Source organism: Rhodoferax sp. MLSD5-FHT05B10 (assembly GCF_058793415.1).
The window spans coordinates 107,778-128,416 of the sequence record NZ_JBXAFT010000002.1 but is presented as its reverse complement, the minus strand read 5'-3'; the positions used below and the strand labels follow the sequence as shown (position 1 = coordinate 128,416).

Here is a 20,639-nt window from a genome sequence, read left to right as displayed (position 1 = left end):
GCAGCGGAACATGGTTAAGGGTTATCTGGGGGGCACCGATTTTTGCACCGGCATGGCGGGGGGAACCGCGCCCATGGAAATCACGTAGGTCAGCGCCTGGTCCACGCTCATGTCGAGTTCGACGACATCGGCCCGGGGCAGCATGAGGAAGAAGCCGCTGGTCGGGTTGGGCGTGGTGGGCACGTAGACGCTGATGTAGTCGGGGCCGAGGTGGGACGCCACCTCGCCGCCGGGCACACCGGTCTGGAAGGCGATGGTCCAGCTGCCCTGACGGGGGTACTGGATCAGCAGCGCCGTGCGAAACGCATTGCCGTTGCTGGAAAACAGCGTGTCCGACACCTTCTTGACGCTGTTGTAGATGGATTTGACGATCGGGATGTTGGCAAAGATGCGGTCCCACTGCTTGATCCACCACCGCCCCGCCACGTTGGACACCAGCGCGCCGGTGAACAGCATGACGGACACCACGAGCAGCACGCCCAGGCCGGGAATGTTGTGCAGGCGATCCAGCACGGGCCCCAGGGTGGCCGGCGTCACGGCCGCCAGCGCCGACAGGAAGCCGCCGAACACCGCATCCAGCATGCCAACCAGCCACAGGAGCACCCAGATGGTGATGGCCAGCGGCAGCCAGACCATCAGGCCGGTGAGCATGTATTTTTTGAAGGGCACGGGCAATCCAGTGGGTTGGGGGCGGCCGTCAGCTGCCCGACGACGACGCAGCGGGTGCAGCAGCGGGCGTGGCAGCGGATTCAGCCTTGGGTGCCGAGGATTCGGCGGCGGAGGCGGAAGCCTCTGCAGTGGAAGGTGCCACGCCGGTTGCGGGGGCGCTGCCGCCACCCTTGAAATCGGTGGCGTACCAGCCCGAACCCTTCAGCTGGAAGCCGGCCGCAGTGACCTGCTTCTTGAACGTGGGCTGGGCGCACGAAGGACACACCTCCAGCGGAGCGTCCGACATTTTCTGCAATACGTCCTTGGCAAACCCGCAGGACTCGCATTTATAGGCGTATATGGGCATGGCTTTGGGGCTCTGACTTCAAGTTGCAAAGCCTTCAATTATAAGGCTCGCACTAGAAAAGCCGTACGCGGACCACAAACTGCATGACGACCATGCCCAGGGCAAACCCGATCACGGCGTACACCAGCGCCTGCAGCAGGCGGTTGGTGCGCCGCTGCTCGGCCAGCAGCTCGTCCATGACCCGGCCGGAATCCGCCGCTCCGCGGCGCAAATAGGCATGCAGCAGCATGGGCAGCTCGGGCAGCAGCTTGGCATAGCGGGGAGCCTGGTCCTTGAGTTGGTCCAGCAGTTTTTGCGGCCCCACCTGGCCGATCATCCATTTTTCCAGGAAGGGTTTGGCGGTGGCCCACAGGTCCAGCTCCGGGTCGAGCTCGCGCCCCAGGCCCTCGATGTTGAGCAGCGTCTTTTGCAGCAGCACCAGCTGGGGCTGGATTTCCACCTGGAAGCGCCGCGAGGCCTGGAACAGGCGCATCAGCACCATGCCCAGGGAAATTTCCCGCAGGGGCCGGTCGAAATACGGCTCGCACACGGCCCGCACGGCCGCTTCCAGCTCATCAACCCGGGTACCGGGGGGAACCCAGCCGGACTCGATGTGCAATTCCGCCACCCGCTTGTAGTCGCGCCGGAAGAAGGCCGCAAAATTCTGCGCCAGGTATTCCTTGTCGGTCTCGGTCAGGGTTCCGACGATGCCGAAATCGAGCGAAATGTAGCGGCCAAACGTCTGCGGATCCAGACTGACCTGGATATTGCCCGGGTGCATGTCGGCGTGGAAGAAACCATCGCGAAACACCTGGGTAAAGAAAATGGTGACGCCGTCGCGCGCCAGTTTGGGAATATCCACCCCCGCCGCCCGCAGACGGTCCACCTGGCTGATAGGCACGCCATGCATGCGCTCCATCACCAGCACGTCGGTGGTGCAATAGTCCCACAGCATCTCCGGCACCAGCACCAGCTGCAAGCCGTCCATGTTGCGCCGCAGCTGGGCGGCACTGGACGCCTCGCGCACCAGGTCCAGCTCGTCATGCAGGTACTTGTCGAACTCCGCCACCACCTCGCGCGGGCGCAGGCGCTTGCCATCGGCCGACAGGCTGTCCACCCAGCCCGCCATCATGCGCATCAGGCTCAGATCTTTCTCGATGGCCGCGAGCATGCCCGGGCGCAGCACCTTGACGGCCACCTCGCGCAGCCGGTTGTTGCGGTCGCGCAGCACGGCAAAGTGCACCTGGGCAATGGAGGCGCTGGCCACCGGCTCCTGTTCGAACGACACAAACAGCTCGCTCAGGGGCTTGCGCAGGGCGCGCTCGATGGTGGCCACGGCCACCTCGGAGGGAAACGGCGGCACCCGGTCCTGCAGGCGCGCCAGTTCGTCGGCGATGTCCACCGGCATCAGGTCCCGCCGGGTGGACAGCACCTGGCCGAACTTGACAAAAATGGGGCCCAGGCGCTCCAGCGCCTCGCGCAGGCGCTGGCCGCGTGGCGCGTCCAGCGTGCGACCAAAGGTGAGCACCCGCGTCAGGCGGGACAGCCAGGGTTTCTGGAAACCGCTGAGAACCAGCTCGTCGAGTCCGTAGCGGAAGACCACCCAGACAATGAAAACCCCGCGGTACAGGCGACTCATGCAGCCGACCCGCTGGCACTGCCGTTGGTGCTGCCGCCGGTACGCCGGCCCACAAACTGCTGCACGGCCTGCGCCAGCGTCTGTGCCGCCTGCACCAGCGCATGGGCCGGGGCATCGCCCAGCACCCGGGCCAGATCTTCTTCAATGTCCCAGCGCAAATGGTCGGCCAGCCAGTTCACCTCGGCCGCCAGCTGCACGTCGCCCTCAATGCGCACCGCCGGCTTGTCGCCCTGCAGCAGGGCCTGCGCGATGGCCAGGGGCGATTCTTCGGCAATGACCAGCTTGAGGTCGGCCGGCGCACCGGCAGCGGCCAGGTCCAGCAGGCCGGCGGGGGTGACCTGCACCGTGAAGGTCAGGCTGCGCCACTGCATGAGCACCACACGCCCTTTTTGCCGGACCAGCCGCTCCATGGCCTGCGGCTCCTGCATCAACACATGGTTGAGCAGCAGCACAATGCGCCGGTGCGTCTCATCGACGGCCCAGGCGGGCGGCGCGGGAGGCAGATTGAAGTTTTGGAGGAGGCCCTCCAGCATGGAAAAAGGGGACTGTGTTGCCATAGTCCCCCATTATTCCCCGAATACGGGCCGGTTCCGCCATTGCGGCGGTCAGCCCCTGTGGATGTCCGGCCTATTGCATGCCTATTGCAGGGCCTGCACCCCGGCCACCAGCCAGCCGCTGGGGCCACTCTTGGCCTTGGTCATGTTCCAGACTTCACGGAACGGGCTGGGGCCCGCCGACGGTTCCTCGCGGATCATGCCGGAGAACTCCACGCTGGCCATGTAGGCGTCGTCCAGCTCTTCAATGCCCAGCAGGTGGGCCTCAATCATCACGACCTCGGTGAGGTTGGGGCTGGCGCCGGTGTGGGTTTCCCGCTCGGCCAGCTGCGACCGGATCTCGCCCAGCATGGCGTCGGTCATCATGGCCCGCAGCGCCGGGATGTCGGACTTGTCCCACGCCGCCTGCAGGGTCACGAAATTGGTCTTGGCCGCCTTGAGAAAGCCTTCGCTGTCAAACCCGGCGGGAATGCCCCAGCTCTGCGAGCCGGACAGGGCCGAGCCGATCATGGAACCCGATGCCGGGCTGGCCGGCTCGAACGCCATGCCACCCCGCTCCCAGGGCCGTGCGGAGGCGTCGTTGCCCACGTTCTCGGGCCTGTAGGGCTTGGCATCGACCGAGGGCACATGGCCCGCACCCTGGAACGCAAACGGCTGCCCCGCGGCAGGCTGCGGCGTACGGCTGCGCAGGAACCAGCGCACCGCCGCCACGGCGGCCAAAGCCAGCACGGCAAACATCAGGATCTGGCCGAAGCCTTCGCCCATGCCCAGGGAATGGGCCAGCCAGGCCAGCCCCAGGCCGGCAGCCAGGCCGCCCAGCATGGCACCCCAGGGGCGCTTGGGCGCGGGAGCCGGGGCCGGTGCGGCCGCGGGGGCCGGCTTGGGCGCGGCGTTGGTCACGTTCTGCGCCGGCGCGGCCGGCGTGGCCTCGCGGCGCGTGACGTTGGACGACTGCTTGCCAAACGACTTGCCACCGCCCAGGCGCGCAGCCTCGGCGTTGAACCCTGACACCGCCAGGAAGGTAGCCAGCACCACTGTCCAGATTTTCATAACATCTCCAAAGTAACTCCGCAGCTGGGGCCGGACGGGGTTTTTCCAAGTCTCAACATTTGATTCCAACATGCAAGGCCACCACGCCACCCGTCATGTTGTGAAAGTCCACATGGCCGAATCCGGCTTTGTGCATCATGGCCTTGAGCTCCTGCTGCCCGGGGTGCATGCGGATGGACTCGGCCAGGTAGCGGTAGCTGGCGTCGTCGCCCGCCACCAGCTTGCCCAGGCGGGGCAGCACCTTGAACGAATACCAGTCGTACACCTTCTCCAGCGGGGCCGCCACCTTGGAGAACTCCAGCACCAGCAGCTTGCCGCCGGGCTTGAGCACGCGGTTCATCTCGGCCAGGGCCACGTCCTTGTGGGTCATGTTGCGCAGGCCGAAGGCCACGCTCACCACGTTGAAATGGTTGTCGGGAAACGGCAGCTTCTCGGCGTCGCACACCGTGGTGGGCAGCACCACGCCGGCGTCGATCAGGCGGTTGCGCCCGGTGCGCAGCATGGCCTCGTTGATGTCGGTGTGCACCACCTGGCCGCTCTTGCCCACCTTCTTGGAGAAGGCCAGGGCCAGATCGCCCGTGCCACCGGCAATGTCCAGCGCCCGGTCACCCTCGTGCAGGTTGGCCACCAGCACGGTGTAGGCCTTCCAGGCGCGGTGCAACCCCATGGACATGAGGTCGTTCATCAGGTCGTACTTGGGGGCAACGGAGTCGAAAACGCCCCGCACATGTTGCGCCTTTTCGGATTCATCGACCGAACGGAAACCAAAGTGAGTTGTTGTCATGGTCAAATTTTATAGGAAAAACAGGCTGCAAACCCCATCCATATTGCGCAAACAGCTACAAAAACAATAGCAAGACCCGCACGCTCAGTGGCTGGCACAGCTGGGGCCGGCCTTGGGCGCCATGGGCGCATCGCGGTCGGCGCCGGCAGCCTTGAGCCGGTCTGCGTAATCCTGCCACAACTGCGCCTGCTGCGAACCGAGGAAATACAGGTAATCCCAGGTGAAGATGCCGGAGGCGTGGCCGTCGGAGAAATGGGGCTGCACGGCGTAGTTGCCCACGGGCTCCAGGGCGTCGAGCGTCACGTCGCGCTTGCCGGTCTGCAGGGTTTCCTGCCCGGCGCCGTGCCCCTGCACCTCGGCCGACGGCGAATACACGCGCATCAGCTCGAACGGAATGCGAAAGTGCGCGCCGTCCGAAAAGCGGATCTCGAGCACCCGCGACTGGCTGTGCACCGTCAGATCCTGCGGGGTCGGAGCCCCAGCCTTCAAGCCTGCCATAGCCGTCCTTTCTTTCTGCGTGGCCTACACCAGCACCCGTTCGATGCCGCCGGCATTGGCCGTCTGCACGTACTCGGGCATCCAGTTCGTGCCCAGGATCTGCTTGGCCATCTCGACCACGATGTAGTCGGCTTCCAGCAGGCCGTTCTGCACGTCGTCCTGGTAGCGGTTCAGGCCCATCAGGCAGCTCGGGCACGAGGTGAGGATCTTCACGTTCTGCTCGGCCGGCACCGCGCCGCTGCTGCGCAGTTGGGCCTCGCCCTTGCGGATTTCCTCTTCCTTGCGGAAGCGCACCTGGGTGGAGACATCGGGGCGCGACACGGCCAGGCTGCCGCTCTCGCCGCAGCAGCGTTCGCTCTTGAGCACCTTGTCGCCCACCAGGGCACGCACGGTCTTCATGGAGTCGCCCTGCTTCATGGGGTTGTGGCAGGGCTCGTGGTACAGGTAGCCCGGCTGGTCGGCCGGCAGCGTGATGCCTTTTTCCAGCAGGTATTCGTGGATATCGATGATGCGGCTGTCCGGGAATATCTTGTCGAACTCGTAGCCCTGCAGCTGGTCGTAGCAGGTGCCGCAGCTCACCACCACGGTCTTGATGTCCAGGTAGTTCAGCGTGTTGGCCACGCGGTGGAACAGCACCCGGTTATCGGTGATCATCTTCTCGGCCTTGTCGAACTGGCCGTTGCCACGCTGGGGGTAGCCGCAGCACAGGTAGCCCGGCGGCAGCACGGTCTGCACGCCCGCATGCCACAGCATGGCCTGCGTGGCCAGGCCGACCTGGCTGAACAGGCGCTCGGAGCCGCAGCCGGGAAAGTAGAACACCGCTTCTGTCTCGGCCGTGGTGGTCTGCGGGTTGCGGATGATGGGCACGTAATCCGGGTCCTCGATGTCCATCAGCGCGCGCGCCGTCTTCTTGGGCAGGCCGCCAGGCATCTTCTTGTTGATGAAGTGGATGACCTGCTCCTTGATGGGCGCGGTGCCCACCGTGGCCGGCGGCGCGCTGGTCTGCTTGCGCGCCACCAGGGACAGCACGCGGTTGCCCAGGCGCTGGCCCTTGAAGCTGAGGTTGGTCAGCGCATGGGCGAACTGGATGCCGCCAATGCTCTGCGTGCCGATGAACCAGGCCTGGAACGCCGCCATGGGACGGAAGCTCTTCTTGCCCATCTTGCGCAACAGGTTGCGCATGTTCATGGTGACGTCGCCGAAGTCGATCTTCACCGGGCACGGCGACAGGCACTTGTGGCACACCGTGCAGTGGTCGGCCACGTCCTCGAACTCCTCCCAGTGCTTGATGGAGATGCCGCGACGCGTCTGCTCCTCGTACAGGAAGGCCTCGACCAGCAGCGAGGTCGCCAGGATCTTGTTGCGCGGGCTGTACAGCAGGTTGGCGCGCGGCACGTGGGTGGAGCACACCGGCTTGCACTTGCCGCAGCGCAGGCAGTCTTTCACCGAATCGGCAATGGCGCCAATGTCGCTCTGCTGCATGATCAGCGACTCGTGGCCCATCAGGCCGAAGGACGGCGTGTAGGCGTTGGTCAGGTCAGCATAGGCCGGGAAATTCTGGGCCATATCACCGTCCAGGCCGCTTGCCACCTGCGCAGCGTGCTCCTGATTGCGTAGCAGCTTGCCCTTGTTGAAGCGGCCTTCGGGGTCGACCTTGGCCTTGTAGTCGGTGAACGGCTGCAGTTCGGCATCGCTCAGGAACTCCAGCTTGGTGATGCCAATGCCGTGCTCGCCCGAGATCACGCCGTCCAGCGAACGCGCCAGCGCCATGATGCGCTTAACTGCGCCGTGCGCGGCCTGCAGCATGTCGTAGTCGTCGCTGTTGACGGGGATGTTGGTGTGCACGTTGCCGTCGCCGGCGTGCATGTGCAGCGCCACCCAGACGCGGCCCTTGAGCACGCGCTGGTGGATGGCCGTGCACTCGGCCAGGATGGCTTCGAACGCGCCACCGGTGAAGATGCCCTGCAACGGTGCGCGCAGCTGGGTTTTCCAGCTGGCACGCAGGGTGTGGTCCTGCAGCTGCGGGAACAGGCTCTCCACCTGGTCGAGCCAGCCCTGCCATTGCGCGCGCACCTCGGCAATGCATGCCAGGGCCTGCGCCACGCGGTCCTCCAGCATCTCGGCCGAAGGAATCTCGCTGGCGTCGTCCGACTTGCCCAGCGGCAGGTTGCCACGGGCAAAGAACGCCTGCAGGGCGTCGCACAGGGCCAGCTTGTTGCGCAGGCTCAGTTCGATGTTGATGCGCTCGATGCCGTCGGTGTACTCGGCCATGCGCGGCAGGGGAATGACCACGTCCTCGTTGATCTTGAAGGCGTTGGTGTGGCGCGAAATGGCCGCCGTCTTCTTGCGGTCGAGCCAGAATTTCTTGCGCGCCTCCGGGCTGATGGCAATGAAGCCCTCGCCGCTGCGCGAGTTGGCAATGCGCACCACCTCGCTGGTGGCACGGGCCACGGCGTCGGCGTCGTCGCCGGCAATGTCGCCAAACAGCACCATCTTGGGCAGGCCGCCGCGCTTGCTCTTGGTGGCGTAGCCCACGGCCTTGAGGTAGCGGTCGTCCAGGTGTTCCAGCCCGGCCAGCACCACGCCGCTGCGCTTTTGCTCGGCGAACATGAAGTCCTTGATTTCGACGATGCTGGGCACGGCGCCGCGCGCATGGCCGAAAAATTCCAGGCACACCGTGCGGGTGTGCGCTGGCATGCGGTGCACCACCCAGCGGGCGCTGGTGATGAGGCCGTCGCAGCCCTCCTTCTGGATGCCGGGCAGGCCGCTGAGGAACTTGTCGGTCACGTCCTTGCCCAGGCCTTCCTTGCGGAAGGTCTTGCCAGGAATGTCCAGACGCTCGGTGCGCAGCCTGGTCTTGCCGTCGGCCTTGAAATACTGCAGCTCGAAGCTGGCCACATCCACATCATGGATCTTGCCCAGGTTGTGGTTCAGCCGCGTCACCTCCAGCCACTCGGCCTGCGGCGTCACCATGCGCCAGGAGGCCAGGTTGTCCAGCGCCGTGCCCCACAGCACGGCCTTCTTGCCGCCAGCGTTCATGGCAATGTTGCCGCCAATGCAGGAGGCCTCGGCCGAGGTCGGATCCACCGCAAATACGTAGCCGCCGCGCTCGGCGGCATCGGCCACGCGCTGCGTGACCACACCGGCTTCGGTCCAGACCGTGGCCACGTCGTGCTCCAGCCCGGGCAGGCGGCGCATCTCGACTTCGGTCATGGCCTCGAGCTTTTCGGTGTTGATGACGGCCGACTTCCAGGTCAGCGGAATGGCGCCGCCGGTGTACCCGGTGCCGCCCCCGCGCGGGATGATGGTCAGGCCGATGTCGATGCAGCCCTTGACCAGGCCGGCCATTTCGGCCTCGGTGTCCGGGGTGAGCACCACAAACGGGTACTCCACGCGCCAGTCGGTGGCGTCGGTCACGTGCGAGACGCGCGACAGACCGTCGAACTTGATGTTGTCCTTGGCGGTGAGCCGGCTGAACAGTTTCTGCGCCTTTCTGCGCAGCGTGGCCACGTCCACGAAAGCCGCGTCAAAGGCCTGCACGGCGGCGCGGGCCGCCACCAGCAGCTGGCCCACCATGGCGTCGCGCTCGGGGTCGGTTTGCGGCGTGCGGCGTTTTTCCACCTCAGCCAGGCGGTGGTTCAGGGCATCGACCAGCTGGCCGCGGCGCTTGGGGTTGTCCAGCAGGTCATCCTGCAGGTAGGGGTTGCGCTGCACCACCCAGACGTCGCCCAGCACCTCGTACAGCATGCGGGCCGAGCGGCCCGTGCGGCGCTCGCCGCGCAGCTGGTTGAGCAGCGTCCAGGCGGGCTCGCCCAGCAGGCGGATCACGATCTCCCGGTCAGAAAACGAGGTGTAGTTGTAGGGGATTTCGCGGATGCGTTCGTGCACGTGCGGCGCCGGATGGGCGCCGGACAAAAGGTGGTTGAGCGAAGTGGGAGCGTTCATCGGGTATTTCGGTTGCGGCCCAGGCAGGTGGACGGGCCGCTTTGGCAGAGGGAAGATGTTACCGCAGTGCACCAATCACCCACGGTCTCTACTGGAACCCCGGCCGGCGGGGCACTGGCCCGATGCCCGCCAAGCAGCCACAATCGCCCCTACACCCAACCGTTTCAGGGCCCACAACACCATGAACGCCACCACCCATCCCCTGCCGCCCCTGGCCCACTGGCCCTATCCGCGCTGGATCGCCCACCGCGGCGCCGGCAAACTGGCCCCCGAGAACACCCTGGCCGCCTTCCGCCTGGGGGCCAGCCACGGCTACCGCATGTTCGAGTGCGACGTGAAGCTCAGCCAGGACGGGGTGCCGTTTCTGCTGCACGACGACACGCTGCAGCGCACCACCAACGCCCGCGCCCGGCTGGGTGAGGGCCACAGCGCCATTGGCGGCGACCACCCCTGGGGCCTGCTGGCGCAACTGGACGCTGGCAGCTGGCATTCCCGCGCCTATGCCGGCGAACCCCTGCCCACGCTGGACGCCGTGGCCGCCTTCTGCCTGCGCAACCACCTGTTCCTGAACCTGGAGATCAAGCCCAGCCCCGGCACCGAGCGTCACACCGGCGAAGTGGTGGCCCGGCACGTGGCGCGGCTGTGGCAGGACGAGGCCGTGGCGCCGCTGCTGAGCTCCTTTGACGTCGAGGCCCTGGAGGGCGCCCGCCACGCCCATGCCGAACTGCCCCGCGGGTTGCTGCTGGAAACCCTGTGGACCGGCTGGCTGGAGGCGGCGCGCGCGCTGGACTGCGTGGCCATCATCTGCCACCACGCCCTGTGGGACAGCCACAGCGTGGCCCAGGCCCAAGCCGGCGGCTTTCGCACCCTGAGCTACACCGTCAACGACGCGGACGAGGCCCAGCGCCTGCTTGACCTGGGCACGGACGGTCTCATCACCGACCGCGTGGACGCCTTCAGCCCGGACTGACCTAGCGCCGCCCGCGCGCGGCCCACCACTGGCTGGCGGCAACCGCCGCCACCAGGGCGCCGTAGGAGGCCATCTTGCCGTCGCGGCCGAAAAACCACAGCCCCAGCGCCAGGGCCAGCACGCCCACTATGGAATTGATAGCTGCCTGCACAGCAACGGCGCGGATTGCCAGCTTTTTCCGGTCGAAAATCGGCGTTGCCACGGCCAGCACCAGCCCCACGGCCACGGCCACGGCGGGAGCCAGAAAATTGAGCAGGTGGTTCAGCAGGTCCAGAGGGCCCATACAGACGGGCGCAGGGCCCCGGAGTTGGTTGTGGTGCCGACGATTTTATAATTGGGTATAACGTGCATATATGGCAGTCTGGACTTTAGGCATCAATCACACCACCGCACCGCTGGATTTGCGGGGCCGGTTTGCGTTCGCCATGGACCAGATCGAACCCCATCTGCGCGGGTTGCGCCAGTCGCTCAACCGCATGCCGGAGGCGGCCATCGTCTCCACCTGCAACCGCACCGAGATCTATTGCGCCGGCGAACAGTCGGAGCTGGAACCCACGCTGGACTGGCTGGCCCATTCGGCCGGCATTTCCCCCGAGGTGTTGCGCTCGCATACCTACAGCCTGCAGGATAGTCAGGCCGCGCGCCATGCCTTCCGGGTGGCCAGCGGGCTGGACTCCATGGTGCTGGGCGAGCCGCAGATCCTGGGGCAGCTGAAAGACGCCGTGCGCGCCGCTGACGCCGCGGGCGCCCTGGGCACCACCCTCTCCCAGCTGTTCCAGCGCTCCTTTGCCGTAGCCAAGGAAGTGCGCACGTCCACCGAAATCGGCGCGCATTCCATCAGCATGGCCGCCGCCGCCGTGCGCCTGGCCGGACAGCTGTTTGAAGACCTGGGCAAGGTCAAGGTGCTGTTTGTGGGCGCCGGCGAGATGATCGAGCTGTGCGCCACCCACTTTGCGGCCAAGAACCCAAAGTCCATCGCCATTGCCAACCGCACGCTGGAGCGCGGCGAAAAGCTCGCCACCCGCTTCGGCGGCGAGGTCATGCGCCTGGCCGACCTGCCCAGCAGGCTGCACGAATTCGACGCCGTCATCAGTTGCACCGCCAGCACCCTGCCCATCATCGGCCTGGGTGCCGTGGAGCGGGCCCTGAAGAAACGCCGCCACCGCCCCATGTTCATGGTGGACCTTGCCGTGCCACGCGACATCGAGATCGAGGTCAAGGCCCTGGAAGACGTGTACCTGTACACCGTGGACGACCTGGCCAGCGTGGTGCAGACGGCGCAGGCCAGCCGCCAGGCCGCCGTGGCGCAGGCCGAGGCCATTGTGGATGCCGGCGTGCAGAGCTTCATGCACTGGGTGGACCAGCGCGCCAGCGTGCCGCTGATCCAGCAGCTCAACGCGCAGGCCGATATCTGGCGCGCTTCTGAGTTGGCCCGCGCCCGCAAGCTGCTGGCCAAGGGCGAGCCGGTGGACGCCGTGCTGGAGGCCCTCTCCAAGGGCCTGACGCAAAAAATGCTGCACGGCGCCATGGCCGAGCTGCACACCGGCGACGCCCAGGCCCGCGAACGTGCGGGCGCGGCCATTTCGCATTTCTTCTTGCGCAACAGCCGTTAGCTGCGCTGGCACCCACTCTCCCCCCACCCCTCTTCCCCGCTGGGCGAGAGGGGCGCCTAACAGCCATATCTTGTTATTTCGCCTCGGATCGGGCCTTACCGCCGTCGCGTTACCCGTCATCCAGATTGCATGCCCATGAAAGCCTTTTTCCGCCAACAACTGGTCCGCTACACCGAACGCCAGGCCGAGCTGGAGTTCCTGCTGTCCCGCGAAGACATCATGAAAGACATGGAGCAGTTCCTCAAACTCTCGCGTGAGCACACCGATGTGTCGGCCGTGGCCAGCCGCTGGGCGCGCTACCAGCAACGCGAGGCCGATCTGGCCAGTGCACAAGAGATGAAATCCGACCCCGACATGGCGGAAATGGCGGAAGAAGAAATCACCAGCGCCACGACCGAACTGACGCAACTGGAGGGTGAGCTGCAGCGCATGCTGCTGCCCAAGGACCCGGATGACGCCCGCCCGGCGTTTGTGGAAATCCGCGCCGGCACCGGCGGTGACGAGTCCGCCCTGTTTGCCGGCGACCTGCTGCGCATGTACATGCGCTACGCCGACCGCTGCGGCTGGAAGAGCGAGATCGTCAGCGAATCGCCCAGCGAGCTCGGCGGCTACAAGGAAGTCGTGGTGCGCATGGAAGGCCACCACAATGGCACGGGCGCCTACGGTGCGCTGAAGTTCGAATCCGGCGGCCACCGCGTGCAGCGCGTGCCCGCCACCGAGACCCAGGGCCGCATCCACACCAGCGCCTGCACGATTGCCGTACTGGCCGAGCAGGACGAGGCCGAGGCCATCAAGATCAACCCCTCGGACCTGCGCATCGACACCTACCGCGCCAGCGGCGCCGGCGGCCAGCACATCAACAAGACCGACTCGGCCGTGCGCATCACGCACATTCCCACCGGCATCGTGGCCGAGTGCCAGGACGGGCGCAGCCAGCACAGCAACAAGGCGCAGGCGCTGAAAGTCTTGACCGCCCGCATCCACGAGAAAGAACGCTCTGAGCGCGCCGCCAAGGATGCCGCCGAACGCAAGAGCCTGGTGGGCAGCGGCGACCGCAGCGACCGCATCCGCACCTACAACTTCCCTCAGGGGCGCCTGACCGACCACCGCATCAATCTCACGCTGTACAAGCTGCTCGCCATCATGGAAGGCGATCTGGACGACGTGGTGCAGGCCCTGCAAGCCTACGAGGCGGCCGAGCAGCTGGCGGCGCTGGAACTCAGCGCCAACCGCTGATGGGCATTTTTACAAGTCAAATCGTTCTGCAGCCGCCGTATTCATTGCGCACACAGCTATTGAATTCATAGCATATGCAAGCCCCCACCGATCTCCCGCCGGCACCCGCAACCGTGGCACAGGGCCTGGCTCTGGCACAGGCGCAGGGTCTGGACCGGATCGACGCCCAGCTGCTGGTGCTGCACGCGCTGGGCCAAAGCGCCCACGACCGTGCCTGGCTGCTGGCGCACGACACCGATCCCCTGCCCCCGCAGGCACAGGCCGCGCTGGCGCAGGCGGTGCGCCGCCGCGCCGCCGGCGAGCCGCTGGCCTACATCACCGGCCACAAGGAGTTCTACGGGCTGGACCTGGTGATGGACGCCCGGGTGCTGGTGCCCCGCCCCGATACCGAAACCCTGGTGGACTGGGCGCTGGAGGTGCTGGGCGAGCGCCCCGGCGCCACCGTCCTGGACCTGGGGACTGGCAGCGGCGCCATCGCCCTGGCGCTGCAGGCCACCCGGGCTGACCTGCAGGTCCACGCTCTAGATTACAGCGCACACGCCCTGGCCGTGGCCCAGGGCAATGCCCGGCGATTGGGTCTGCCGGTGCAGTTCCGCCAGGGGTCCTGGCTGGACGGCATGACCAGCCGCTTCGATCTCATCGTCTCCAACCCGCCCTACATCGCCGAGGCCGACCCGCATCTGGCGGCCCTGGCCCACGAGCCCCCGCAGGCCCTGACCAGCGGCGCCGACGGGCTGGACGACATCCGCACCATCATTCGCCAGGCACCGGCCCACCTGGAGCCCGGCGGCTGGCTGCTGCTGGAGCATGGCTACGACCAGGCGCCGGCGGTGCAAGCCCTGCTGCGGGTCGCGGGGCTGGAAGCCGTGCAATCCCGGCACGACCTGGCCGGCATTGCGCGCTGCAGCGGGGCTCGCCTGCCGGGGTCAATACCCACGCTGCCCGGCGGCCGGCCGCAAGACGGGGGATAATGCTGCTTTCGTATGCATCTATAGGCCGATGGGGCCTGTTTTTATGGAGTTTTGGCGATGAGCGACACACAACAACGCATTGATGAGCTGGTAAAGAACAACGAAGTCCTGCTCTTCATGAAGGGCACCGCCAGCTTCCCGCAGTGCGGTTTTTCCGGCCGTGCCATCCAGATCCTGAAGGCCTGCGGCGTCGACACCAAGACCGTCAAGACGGTGAATGTGCTGGAAGACGACGAAATCCGTGCCGGCATCAAGGACTACAGCCAGTGGCCCACCATTCCGCAGCTCTACGTCAAGGGCGAGTTCATCGGTGGCTCGGACATCATGATGGAAATGTACGAAAACGGCGAGCTGCAAAAAGCCCTGGGTACCGCAGCGGCCTGATTTTTTTTACCCACCACCTGATGCGCAGCCCGGATCAGCCGGGCTGTGCGTTTGGTGCACCCAACCGATCCCGCTACTTGGGAGCAAACTCCCACAGCCGCCTGGCACCCAGCACGGCGTTGGGATACGGCGCCTTGCCCCGTGATCCGTTGTAGCGCCCCAGGGCCAGGAACAGATCGCCGTTTTCGCGCTCCAGGTAGTGGCGCAGGATCACGCAGCCAAAGCGCAGGTTGGTCTGCATGTGGAACAGCTTGCCGGCGTCGCCGTCACCCAGCACCCGGGTCCAGAACGGCATGACCTGCATGTAGCCGCGCGCGCCCACAAACGACACCGCGTATTTGCGGAAGTTGCTCTCCACCTGGATCAGCCCCAGCACCAGCGCCACGTCCAGGCCGGCACGCTTGCTCTCGTACCAGACGGTCTGCAGGAATTCCTTGCGCGTCTCCCACTCGGGTTTTTTCTTCTTCAGCTTCTCGCTCATGGCGCCCAGCCAGCGCAGGTACGCCAGGCGCGACTCGGTATCGGCAAACTCGGGGATGGGGGGTGCCGCGTTGTGGATGGCCGAACTCAGGGCCGTGCGCACCGAGTCCACCAGCGGCTCTTCCACCTGGCGCCCTGCCCAGACCGGCGCCCGGACCGACAACAGGCCCAGGCCGGCCAGCAGGGGCAGAACCGCCCGCCTTCTGGATACGGCCGTTGTCACCCCATCCGCAGGTGTCATGCAGCCAGTTTGGCCATGATCAGGCTCACCACATCCGCCACGGCCACCGGGCTGGCGGCGCTGTCGCGGCGGTGCTGGTATTCGACCTGGCCGTCCTTGAGACCGCGGTCGCCGATGGTGACGCGGTGTGGCACACCAATGAGCTCCCAGTCGGCAAACATGGCGCCGGGGCGCTCGTTGCGGTCGTCCAGCAGCACGTCCACCCCGGCGGCCAGCAGTTCGGCGTACAGCGCGTCGGCTGCGGCCTTCACGTCGGGGAAACGGTCGGGGCTGATGGGGCACAGCACCACGGTGAAGGGCGCAATGGCGTCGGGCCAGATGATGCCCTTGTCGTCGTGGTTCTGCTCGATGGCGGCGGCCGGCAGGCGGGTGATGCCGATGCCGTAGCAGCCCATTTCCATGAACTGCGGCTTGCCGTTGACGTCCAGGAACGTGGCATTCATGGCCTGGCTGTACTTGGTGCCCAGGTAGAACACATGGCCCACCTCGATGCCGCGCTCGATGGCCAGCACGCCCTTGCCGTCGGGCGACAAGTCGCCATCGACCACATTGCGCAGGTCGGCCACCAGGTCGGGCTCGGGCAGGTCACGACCCCAGTTGACGCCGCGGATGTGGAAGTCTTCTTCGTTGGCGCCGCAAATCCAGTCGGCCATGACGGCGACTTCGCGGTCGGCCACGATCTTGAGCGGCTGCTTCAGACCGATGGGGCCCAGGTAGCCGGGCTTGCATCCGAAGTGGGCCGCGATTTCGTCCACCGTGGCAAAGCGGAACTCCGCCAGCCCGGGCAGCTTGCCGACCTTGACTTCGTTCATGGCGTGGTCACCGCGCAGCAGCAGCAGCCACACCTGGGTTTTCACGACCACGCCCTGCTCGTCTTTCTCGTCGGTGGCTAGCACCAGCGACTTGATGGTGGTGTTGAGCGGCACGCCCAGCAGCTCGGCCACGTCTTCGCAGGTGCTCTTGCCCGGTGTGGCCACTTTTTCCATGGCCGCCTGCGCTGCCGCACGGGGGGATGCAGGCGCCAAGGCCTCGGCTTTTTCGATGTTGGCCGCGTAGTCGCTGGTCGGGCAGTAGATGATGGCGTCTTCGCCGGTGGAAGCAATCACCTGGAATTCTTCGGACAGATCGCCACCGATGGCGCCACTGTCGGCGGCCACGGCGCGGTAGCGCAGGCCGAAGCGGTCAAAAATCTTGCGGTAGGCCTCGGCCATGACCTGGTAGCTGGCCTTGGCGGCGGTCTGGTCGCGGTCGAAGCTGTAGGCGTCCTTCATGGTGAATTCGCGCCCGCGCATCAGGCCAAAACGCGGACGGCGTTCATCGCGGAACTTGGTCTGGATCTGGTAGAAGTTCTTGGGTAGCTGCTTGTAGCTCTTGATTTCCTGGCGCGCAATGTCGGTGACCACTTCCTCGCTGGTGGGCTGCACCACGTAATCGCGGCCATGGCGGTCCTGGATACGCAGCAGCTCCGGGCCCATCTTGCCGAAACGGCCGGTTTCCTGCCACAGCTCGGCCGGCTGCACGACCGGCATGGTCAGCTCCACCGCGCCGGCGCGGTTCATCTCCTCGCGCACGATGGCCTCCACCTTGCGGATGACGCGCAGGCCCATGGGCATGTAGGTGTAGATGCCCGCACCCAGCTTCTTGATCATCCCGGCGCGCATCATCAGCTTGTGGCTGACCACTTCGGCGTCCGCGGGCGCCTCCTTGAGGGTGGAAATAAGGAATTGGGAGGCTTTCATGACTTGACTCGCTGAACAATAGACGCCTTCGCCCCTTGATGCACCGCGCATGCTGTGCATAATGAACGAAGTTTAAAAATTGGGGTTTGATTATGCTTGACCGGGACGGCTTTCGGCCCAACGTCGGCATCATCCTGCTCAACCAGAAAAATCAGGTATTTTGGGGGAAGCGCATTCGCACCCATTCGTGGCAGTTTCCGCAAGGCGGAATTGACTGGGGGGAGACCCCCGAGCAGGCGATGATCCGCGAACTGCACGAAGAGGTGGGGCTCCAGCCGGAGCATGTGAGCGTGGTTGCCCGAACCCGAGACTGGTTGCGCTACGAGGTGCCTGACCGTTACATCCGGCGTGATGCGCGCGGCCATTACAAGGGCCAGAAACAGATCTGGTTTCTACTGCAACTGATCGGTCACGACTGGAATCTGAACCTGCGCGCGACCGACCATCCGGAATTTGACGCCTGGCGCTGGAACGACTACTGGGTGCCGCTGGACGCCGTGGTCGAATTCAAACGCGGGGTCTACGAAATGGCCCTGACGGAACTGGCGCGCTACCTGCCCCGCCAGGAGCCGCGCAACCGCTACCTGCGCCACGGGAACCGCGTGCGCGAGCCGGGAAGCACCGGCACACCCGAGCCTCAGGCCACTGGCGCGAAGGCCTTGCCTGCGGCCGGCCCGGCGGACCCGGCCACGGACTCCAGCCTGCCCCCCAACCGGAATCACAACCATGCGCGTTGAACGCTTGTTCGCACTGGGCGCCCTGCTGCTGGCGGGAACCGCCTGGGCACAAAACGGCCCAGATAACCCGGACTGGGTGGAAGACAAGACCCCCCCACCGCCAGCCTTCTCCCGGGACCAGCTGGTTGCCGTCGACATGCCTTCCTACGTATCGGTGAAAGTCGGTGTGGACCCGCAGACGCTGTCCGTGGGCGCCGATGGCGTGGTGCGCTATGTCATGGTGATGCGCAACAGCTCAGGCTCGGTCAACGCCGTGTACGAGGGCATCCGCTGCGTCACCGACGAGGTGAAAACCTATGCGCGGGCCGGCAACTCGGGCCAGTGGACCCTGGTGGAGCAGCCCCAGTGGAAGCCCGTCAATGACAACATGCCGTCACGCCACGCCTGGGCATTTGCCCGCCAGGGCGGCTGCGAGAACCGGCTGACGACCAGCAAGGACGCCATCATCAAGGCGCTGCAGCAGCGCCAGAAACCGACCCGCAGCAGTTGGGGCAGTTGATGCCGCTGGCCTAGCGGGTCAGCACCAGGTTGTCGCGGTGCAGCATCTCGGGTTCGCCGGCGTAGCCCAGCAGTTTCTCGAATTCGCCTGACGGCTTGCGGCACAACAGGCGCGCTTCCGCACTGGAGTAGTTGGCCAGGCCGCGTGCAATCTCGGCGCCGACGGCATCACGCACCGCAATCACGTCGCCGCGTGAAAAATCGCCGTCCACCTGCACCATGCCGATGGGCAGCAGGCTTTTTCCTTCGTCGCGCAATTTGACGGCGGCACCGGCATCCACCACCACCGCGCCCCGCAATTGCAGATGGTCCGCCATCCACTGCTTGCGCGCCTGATTCTTCTGGGTTTGCGCCACCAGCAGCGTACCGATCGCCTCGCCCTGCGACAGGCGAATCAGGGCATCGGGCTCACGGCCCCAGGCAATCACCGTGGAAGCCCCGGAGCCCGCGGCGCGCTTGGCGGCCAGGATTTTGGTGATCATGCCGCCGCGCCCAATGCTGGAACCTGCGCCGCCGGCCATGGCTTCCAGTGCGGCGTCCCCGGCCTGTGCCTCGTGCACAAACTGTGCAGCGGGGTCCTTGCGCGGGTCGGCGGTGAACAGGCCTTTCTGGTCCGTCAGGATGACCAGGGCATCGGCTTCCACCAGATTGGCCACCAGTGCACCCAGGGTGTCGTTGTCGCCGAACTTGATTTCGTCGTTGACCACCGTGTCGTTTTCGTTGATGACCGGCACCACGCCCAACTTGAGCAGGGTCAGCAGGGTGGAGCGGGCATTGAGGTACCGCTCCCGGTCGGCAAGGTCGGCGTGGGTCAGCAGTACCTGCGCGCTGCCCAGCCCGTTGAGCTTGAGCTTGGTCTCGTACATCTGGGCCAGGCCCATCTGCCCCACAGCGGCGGCGGCCTGCAGTTCCTGGATCGCCTTGGGGCGGGTTGTCCAGCCCAGGCGTTTCATGCCTTCGGCGATGGCACCGCTGGAGACCATGACGACTTCGCGGCCGTCCTGGATCAGGTGCGCCATCTGGCGGCACCACTCACCGATGGCCACTTCATCCAGACCCCGTCCGTCATTGGTCACCAGACTGGAGCCCACCTTGACCACGATGCGCCGCGCATCGCGTAGTACCACTGAATTTGAATTATTTGCCATAGTCAGCTGTAGATGCCATTCAGATTGCGCAGGCAGCTACCAATTTAATAGCACTTACGATGCATCCGGCTGATTCGCGAACCGAGGATCCACTTCCACATGCGGCTGCTCGGCGACCTGCTGGTCCTTGATGTGCCGGTAGATTTCCTTGATCAGGGGCTCGCAGCCCTCCCGCGTCAGGGCCGATATCTCAAACACCGGTCCCTTCCACTTGAAGCGCTTGACGAAGTCCTTGACGAGCGCGTCGCGCTGGTCGGCGGGCACCATGTCGAGCTTGTTGAGCACCAGCCAGCGCGGCTTCTTGTACAGCGCCTGGTCGTATTTCTTGAGCTCGTTCACAATGGCCTTGGCCTGCGCCACCGTATCCACCCCGTCGTCAAACGGGGCCACATCCACAATATGCAGCAACAGGCGGGTCCGCTGCAAATGGCGCAAGAAGAGATGCCCCAGCCCGGCGCCCTCCGCGGCCCCTTCGATGAGCCCTGGCAAATCGGCCACGACAAAGCTTTGTTCCGGCCCCACGCGCACCACACCCAGGTTGGGGTGCAGCGTCGTGAAAGGGTAATCGGCAATACGGGGCCGTGCATTGGAGACGGCGGTGATGAACGTCGACTTGCCGGCATTGGGCATGCCCAGCAGCCCCACATCGGCCAACACCTTCAGTTCGAGCTTCAGACTCTTCTTTTCACCGGGCCAGCCGGGCGTCTTCTGGCGCGGTGCACGGTTGATGGCGCTTTTGAAACGCAGGTTGCCAAAGCCACCGTCTCCGCCCTTGGCGATGGTGATGACCTCACCCGGCTTGAGCAGTTCATACAGCACCTCACCGGTTTCCGCGTCGGAAATGATGGTGCCCACCGGCATCTTCAGCGTGATGTCATCGCCCGCTGCGCCAAACATGTCGGAGCCCATGCCGTGTTCGCCGCGCTTGGCGTCGTGGCGGCGCGAAAAACGGTAGTCCACCAGGGTATTGAGGTTGGGGTCCGCCACGGCGAACACATGGCCACCACGGCCACCGTCGCCCCCGTTGGGACCGCCAAACTCCTTGTACTTTTCATGCCGGAAGGAGACGCAGCCCGCCCCACCATCTCCTGCAGAGATATCAATATAGGCTTCGTCAACAAACTTCATGGTATTTCACCCGGTTATAAACGAAAAACC

20 protein-coding genes are annotated in these 20,639 nt (G+C 65.5%); 7 read left to right on the top strand and 13 right to left on the bottom strand.

The genetic code is table 11. The annotated features are described in order from the left end of the window. Positions 1 to 21: 21 nt before the first annotated feature. From AC1Q5W_RS03280 to AC1Q5W_RS03245, 8 genes are all read right to left on the bottom strand, one after another. A complete protein-coding gene (locus tag AC1Q5W_RS03280) occupies positions 22 to 669 on the bottom strand; it encodes a DUF502 domain-containing protein (RefSeq protein WP_492643874.1) in 648 nt (215 codons plus the stop codon). A 28-nt stretch (positions 670 to 697) separates the two neighbouring features. Further along, positions 698 to 1,015 (bottom strand): FmdB family zinc ribbon protein, encoded by a 318-nt coding sequence (locus AC1Q5W_RS03275; protein WP_492643875.1) that lies wholly within the window; start codon positions 1,013 to 1,015, stop codon positions 698 to 700. 52 nt (positions 1,016 to 1,067) lie between these two features. Next, a complete protein-coding gene (gene ubiB / locus AC1Q5W_RS03270) occupies positions 1,068 to 2,633 on the bottom strand; it encodes a ubiquinone biosynthesis regulatory protein kinase UbiB (protein ID WP_492643876.1) in 1,566 nt (521 codons plus the stop codon). Further along, positions 2,630 to 3,190, bottom strand: coding sequence for a hypothetical protein (locus AC1Q5W_RS03265; RefSeq protein WP_492643877.1), 561 nt, complete (start codon positions 3,188 to 3,190; stop codon positions 2,630 to 2,632). Before AC1Q5W_RS03265 ends, ubiB begins: the two co-directional genes overlap by 4 nt. A gap of 81 nt (positions 3,191 to 3,271) precedes the next feature. After that, positions 3,272 to 4,237 (bottom strand): Tim44 domain-containing protein, encoded by a 966-nt coding sequence (locus AC1Q5W_RS03260; RefSeq protein ID WP_492643878.1) that lies wholly within the window; start codon positions 4,235 to 4,237, stop codon positions 3,272 to 3,274. A gap of 52 nt (positions 4,238 to 4,289) precedes the next feature. Beyond that, positions 4,290 to 5,021, bottom strand: a complete 732-nt coding sequence (gene ubiE / locus AC1Q5W_RS03255; RefSeq protein WP_492643879.1) for a bifunctional demethylmenaquinone methyltransferase/2-methoxy-6-polyprenyl-1,4-benzoquinol methylase UbiE — start codon at positions 5,019 to 5,021, stop codon at positions 4,290 to 4,292. A gap of 84 nt (positions 5,022 to 5,105) precedes the next feature. Further along, entirely contained in the window at positions 5,106 to 5,519 is a 414-nt protein-coding gene (locus AC1Q5W_RS03250; RefSeq protein WP_492643880.1) for a gamma-butyrobetaine hydroxylase family protein, read from the bottom strand. Positions 5,520 to 5,543: 24 nt separating this feature from the next. Then, entirely contained in the window at positions 5,544 to 9,464 is a 3,921-nt protein-coding gene (locus AC1Q5W_RS03245; RefSeq protein ID WP_492643881.1) for a DUF3683 domain-containing protein, read from the bottom strand. Between the two features lie 181 nt (positions 9,465 to 9,645). On the opposite strand from AC1Q5W_RS03245, the gene ugpQ reads away from it, so the two are divergent. After that, entirely contained in the window at positions 9,646 to 10,434 is a 789-nt protein-coding gene (ugpQ, locus tag AC1Q5W_RS03240) for a glycerophosphodiester phosphodiesterase (protein ID WP_492643882.1), read from the top strand. Position 10,435: 1 nt separating this feature from the next. Here the strand turns inward: ugpQ and AC1Q5W_RS03235 are convergent, their stop codons facing one another. Further along, on the bottom strand, positions 10,436 to 10,717 hold the full coding sequence (locus tag AC1Q5W_RS03235) for a hypothetical protein (RefSeq protein WP_492643883.1): 282 nt from the start codon (positions 10,715 to 10,717) through the stop codon (positions 10,436 to 10,438). 70 nt (positions 10,718 to 10,787) lie between these two features. On the opposite strand from AC1Q5W_RS03235, the gene hemA reads away from it, so the two are divergent. From hemA to grxD, 4 genes are all read left to right on the top strand, one after another. Beyond that, complete coding sequence (gene hemA / locus AC1Q5W_RS03230) at positions 10,788 to 12,047, top strand: glutamyl-tRNA reductase (protein ID WP_492643884.1); 1,260 nt, start codon at positions 10,788 to 10,790, stop codon at positions 12,045 to 12,047. Positions 12,048 to 12,182: 135 nt separating this feature from the next. After that, positions 12,183 to 13,283, top strand: a complete 1,101-nt coding sequence (prfA, locus tag AC1Q5W_RS03225) for a peptide chain release factor 1 (protein WP_492643885.1) — start codon at positions 12,183 to 12,185, stop codon at positions 13,281 to 13,283. A gap of 74 nt (positions 13,284 to 13,357) precedes the next feature. Continuing rightward, on the top strand, positions 13,358 to 14,254 hold the full coding sequence (prmC, locus tag AC1Q5W_RS03220; protein ID WP_492643886.1) for a peptide chain release factor N(5)-glutamine methyltransferase: 897 nt from the start codon (positions 13,358 to 13,360) through the stop codon (positions 14,252 to 14,254). A gap of 57 nt (positions 14,255 to 14,311) precedes the next feature. Beyond that, on the top strand, positions 14,312 to 14,638 hold the full coding sequence (gene grxD / locus AC1Q5W_RS03215) for a Grx4 family monothiol glutaredoxin (protein ID WP_492643887.1): 327 nt from the start codon (positions 14,312 to 14,314) through the stop codon (positions 14,636 to 14,638). A 73-nt stretch (positions 14,639 to 14,711) separates the two neighbouring features. Here grxD and AC1Q5W_RS03210 read toward each other — a convergent pair whose 3' ends face one another. Both AC1Q5W_RS03210 and AC1Q5W_RS03205 read right to left on the bottom strand, forming a co-directional pair. Continuing rightward, a complete protein-coding gene (locus AC1Q5W_RS03210; RefSeq protein ID WP_492643888.1) occupies positions 14,712 to 15,359 on the bottom strand; it encodes a lytic transglycosylase domain-containing protein in 648 nt (215 codons plus the stop codon). Further along, positions 15,356 to 17,098 carry a proline--tRNA ligase gene (locus AC1Q5W_RS03205; RefSeq protein ID WP_492643889.1) on the bottom strand — a complete coding sequence of 581 codons (1,743 nt, stop codon included), beginning with the start codon at positions 17,096 to 17,098 and terminating at the stop codon, positions 15,356 to 15,358. Before AC1Q5W_RS03205 ends, AC1Q5W_RS03210 begins: the two co-directional genes overlap by 4 nt. A 92-nt stretch (positions 17,099 to 17,190) precedes the next feature. On the opposite strand from AC1Q5W_RS03205, the gene AC1Q5W_RS03200 reads away from it, so the two are divergent. Together AC1Q5W_RS03200 and AC1Q5W_RS03195 are read left to right on the top strand one after the other, a co-directional pair. After that, positions 17,191 to 17,835 carry an RNA pyrophosphohydrolase gene (locus AC1Q5W_RS03200; RefSeq protein ID WP_492643890.1) on the top strand — a complete coding sequence of 215 codons (645 nt, stop codon included), beginning with the start codon at positions 17,191 to 17,193 and terminating at the stop codon, positions 17,833 to 17,835. After that, positions 17,825 to 18,334: a CNP1-like family protein gene (locus AC1Q5W_RS03195; protein WP_492643891.1), complete on the top strand. Its 510-nt coding sequence runs from the start codon at positions 17,825 to 17,827 to the stop codon at positions 18,332 to 18,334. The genes AC1Q5W_RS03200 and AC1Q5W_RS03195 overlap by 11 nt, the downstream gene beginning before the upstream one ends. A 10-nt stretch (positions 18,335 to 18,344) precedes the next feature. Here the strand turns inward: AC1Q5W_RS03195 and proB are convergent, their stop codons facing one another. Then, positions 18,345 to 19,481 (bottom strand): glutamate 5-kinase, encoded by a 1,137-nt coding sequence (gene proB / locus AC1Q5W_RS03190; RefSeq protein ID WP_492643892.1) that lies wholly within the window; start codon positions 19,479 to 19,481, stop codon positions 18,345 to 18,347. A gap of 54 nt (positions 19,482 to 19,535) precedes the next feature. Continuing rightward, entirely contained in the window at positions 19,536 to 20,609 is a 1,074-nt protein-coding gene (cgtA, locus tag AC1Q5W_RS03185) for an Obg family GTPase CgtA (protein ID WP_492643893.1), read from the bottom strand. Positions 20,610 to 20,639 lie beyond the last annotated feature (30 nt).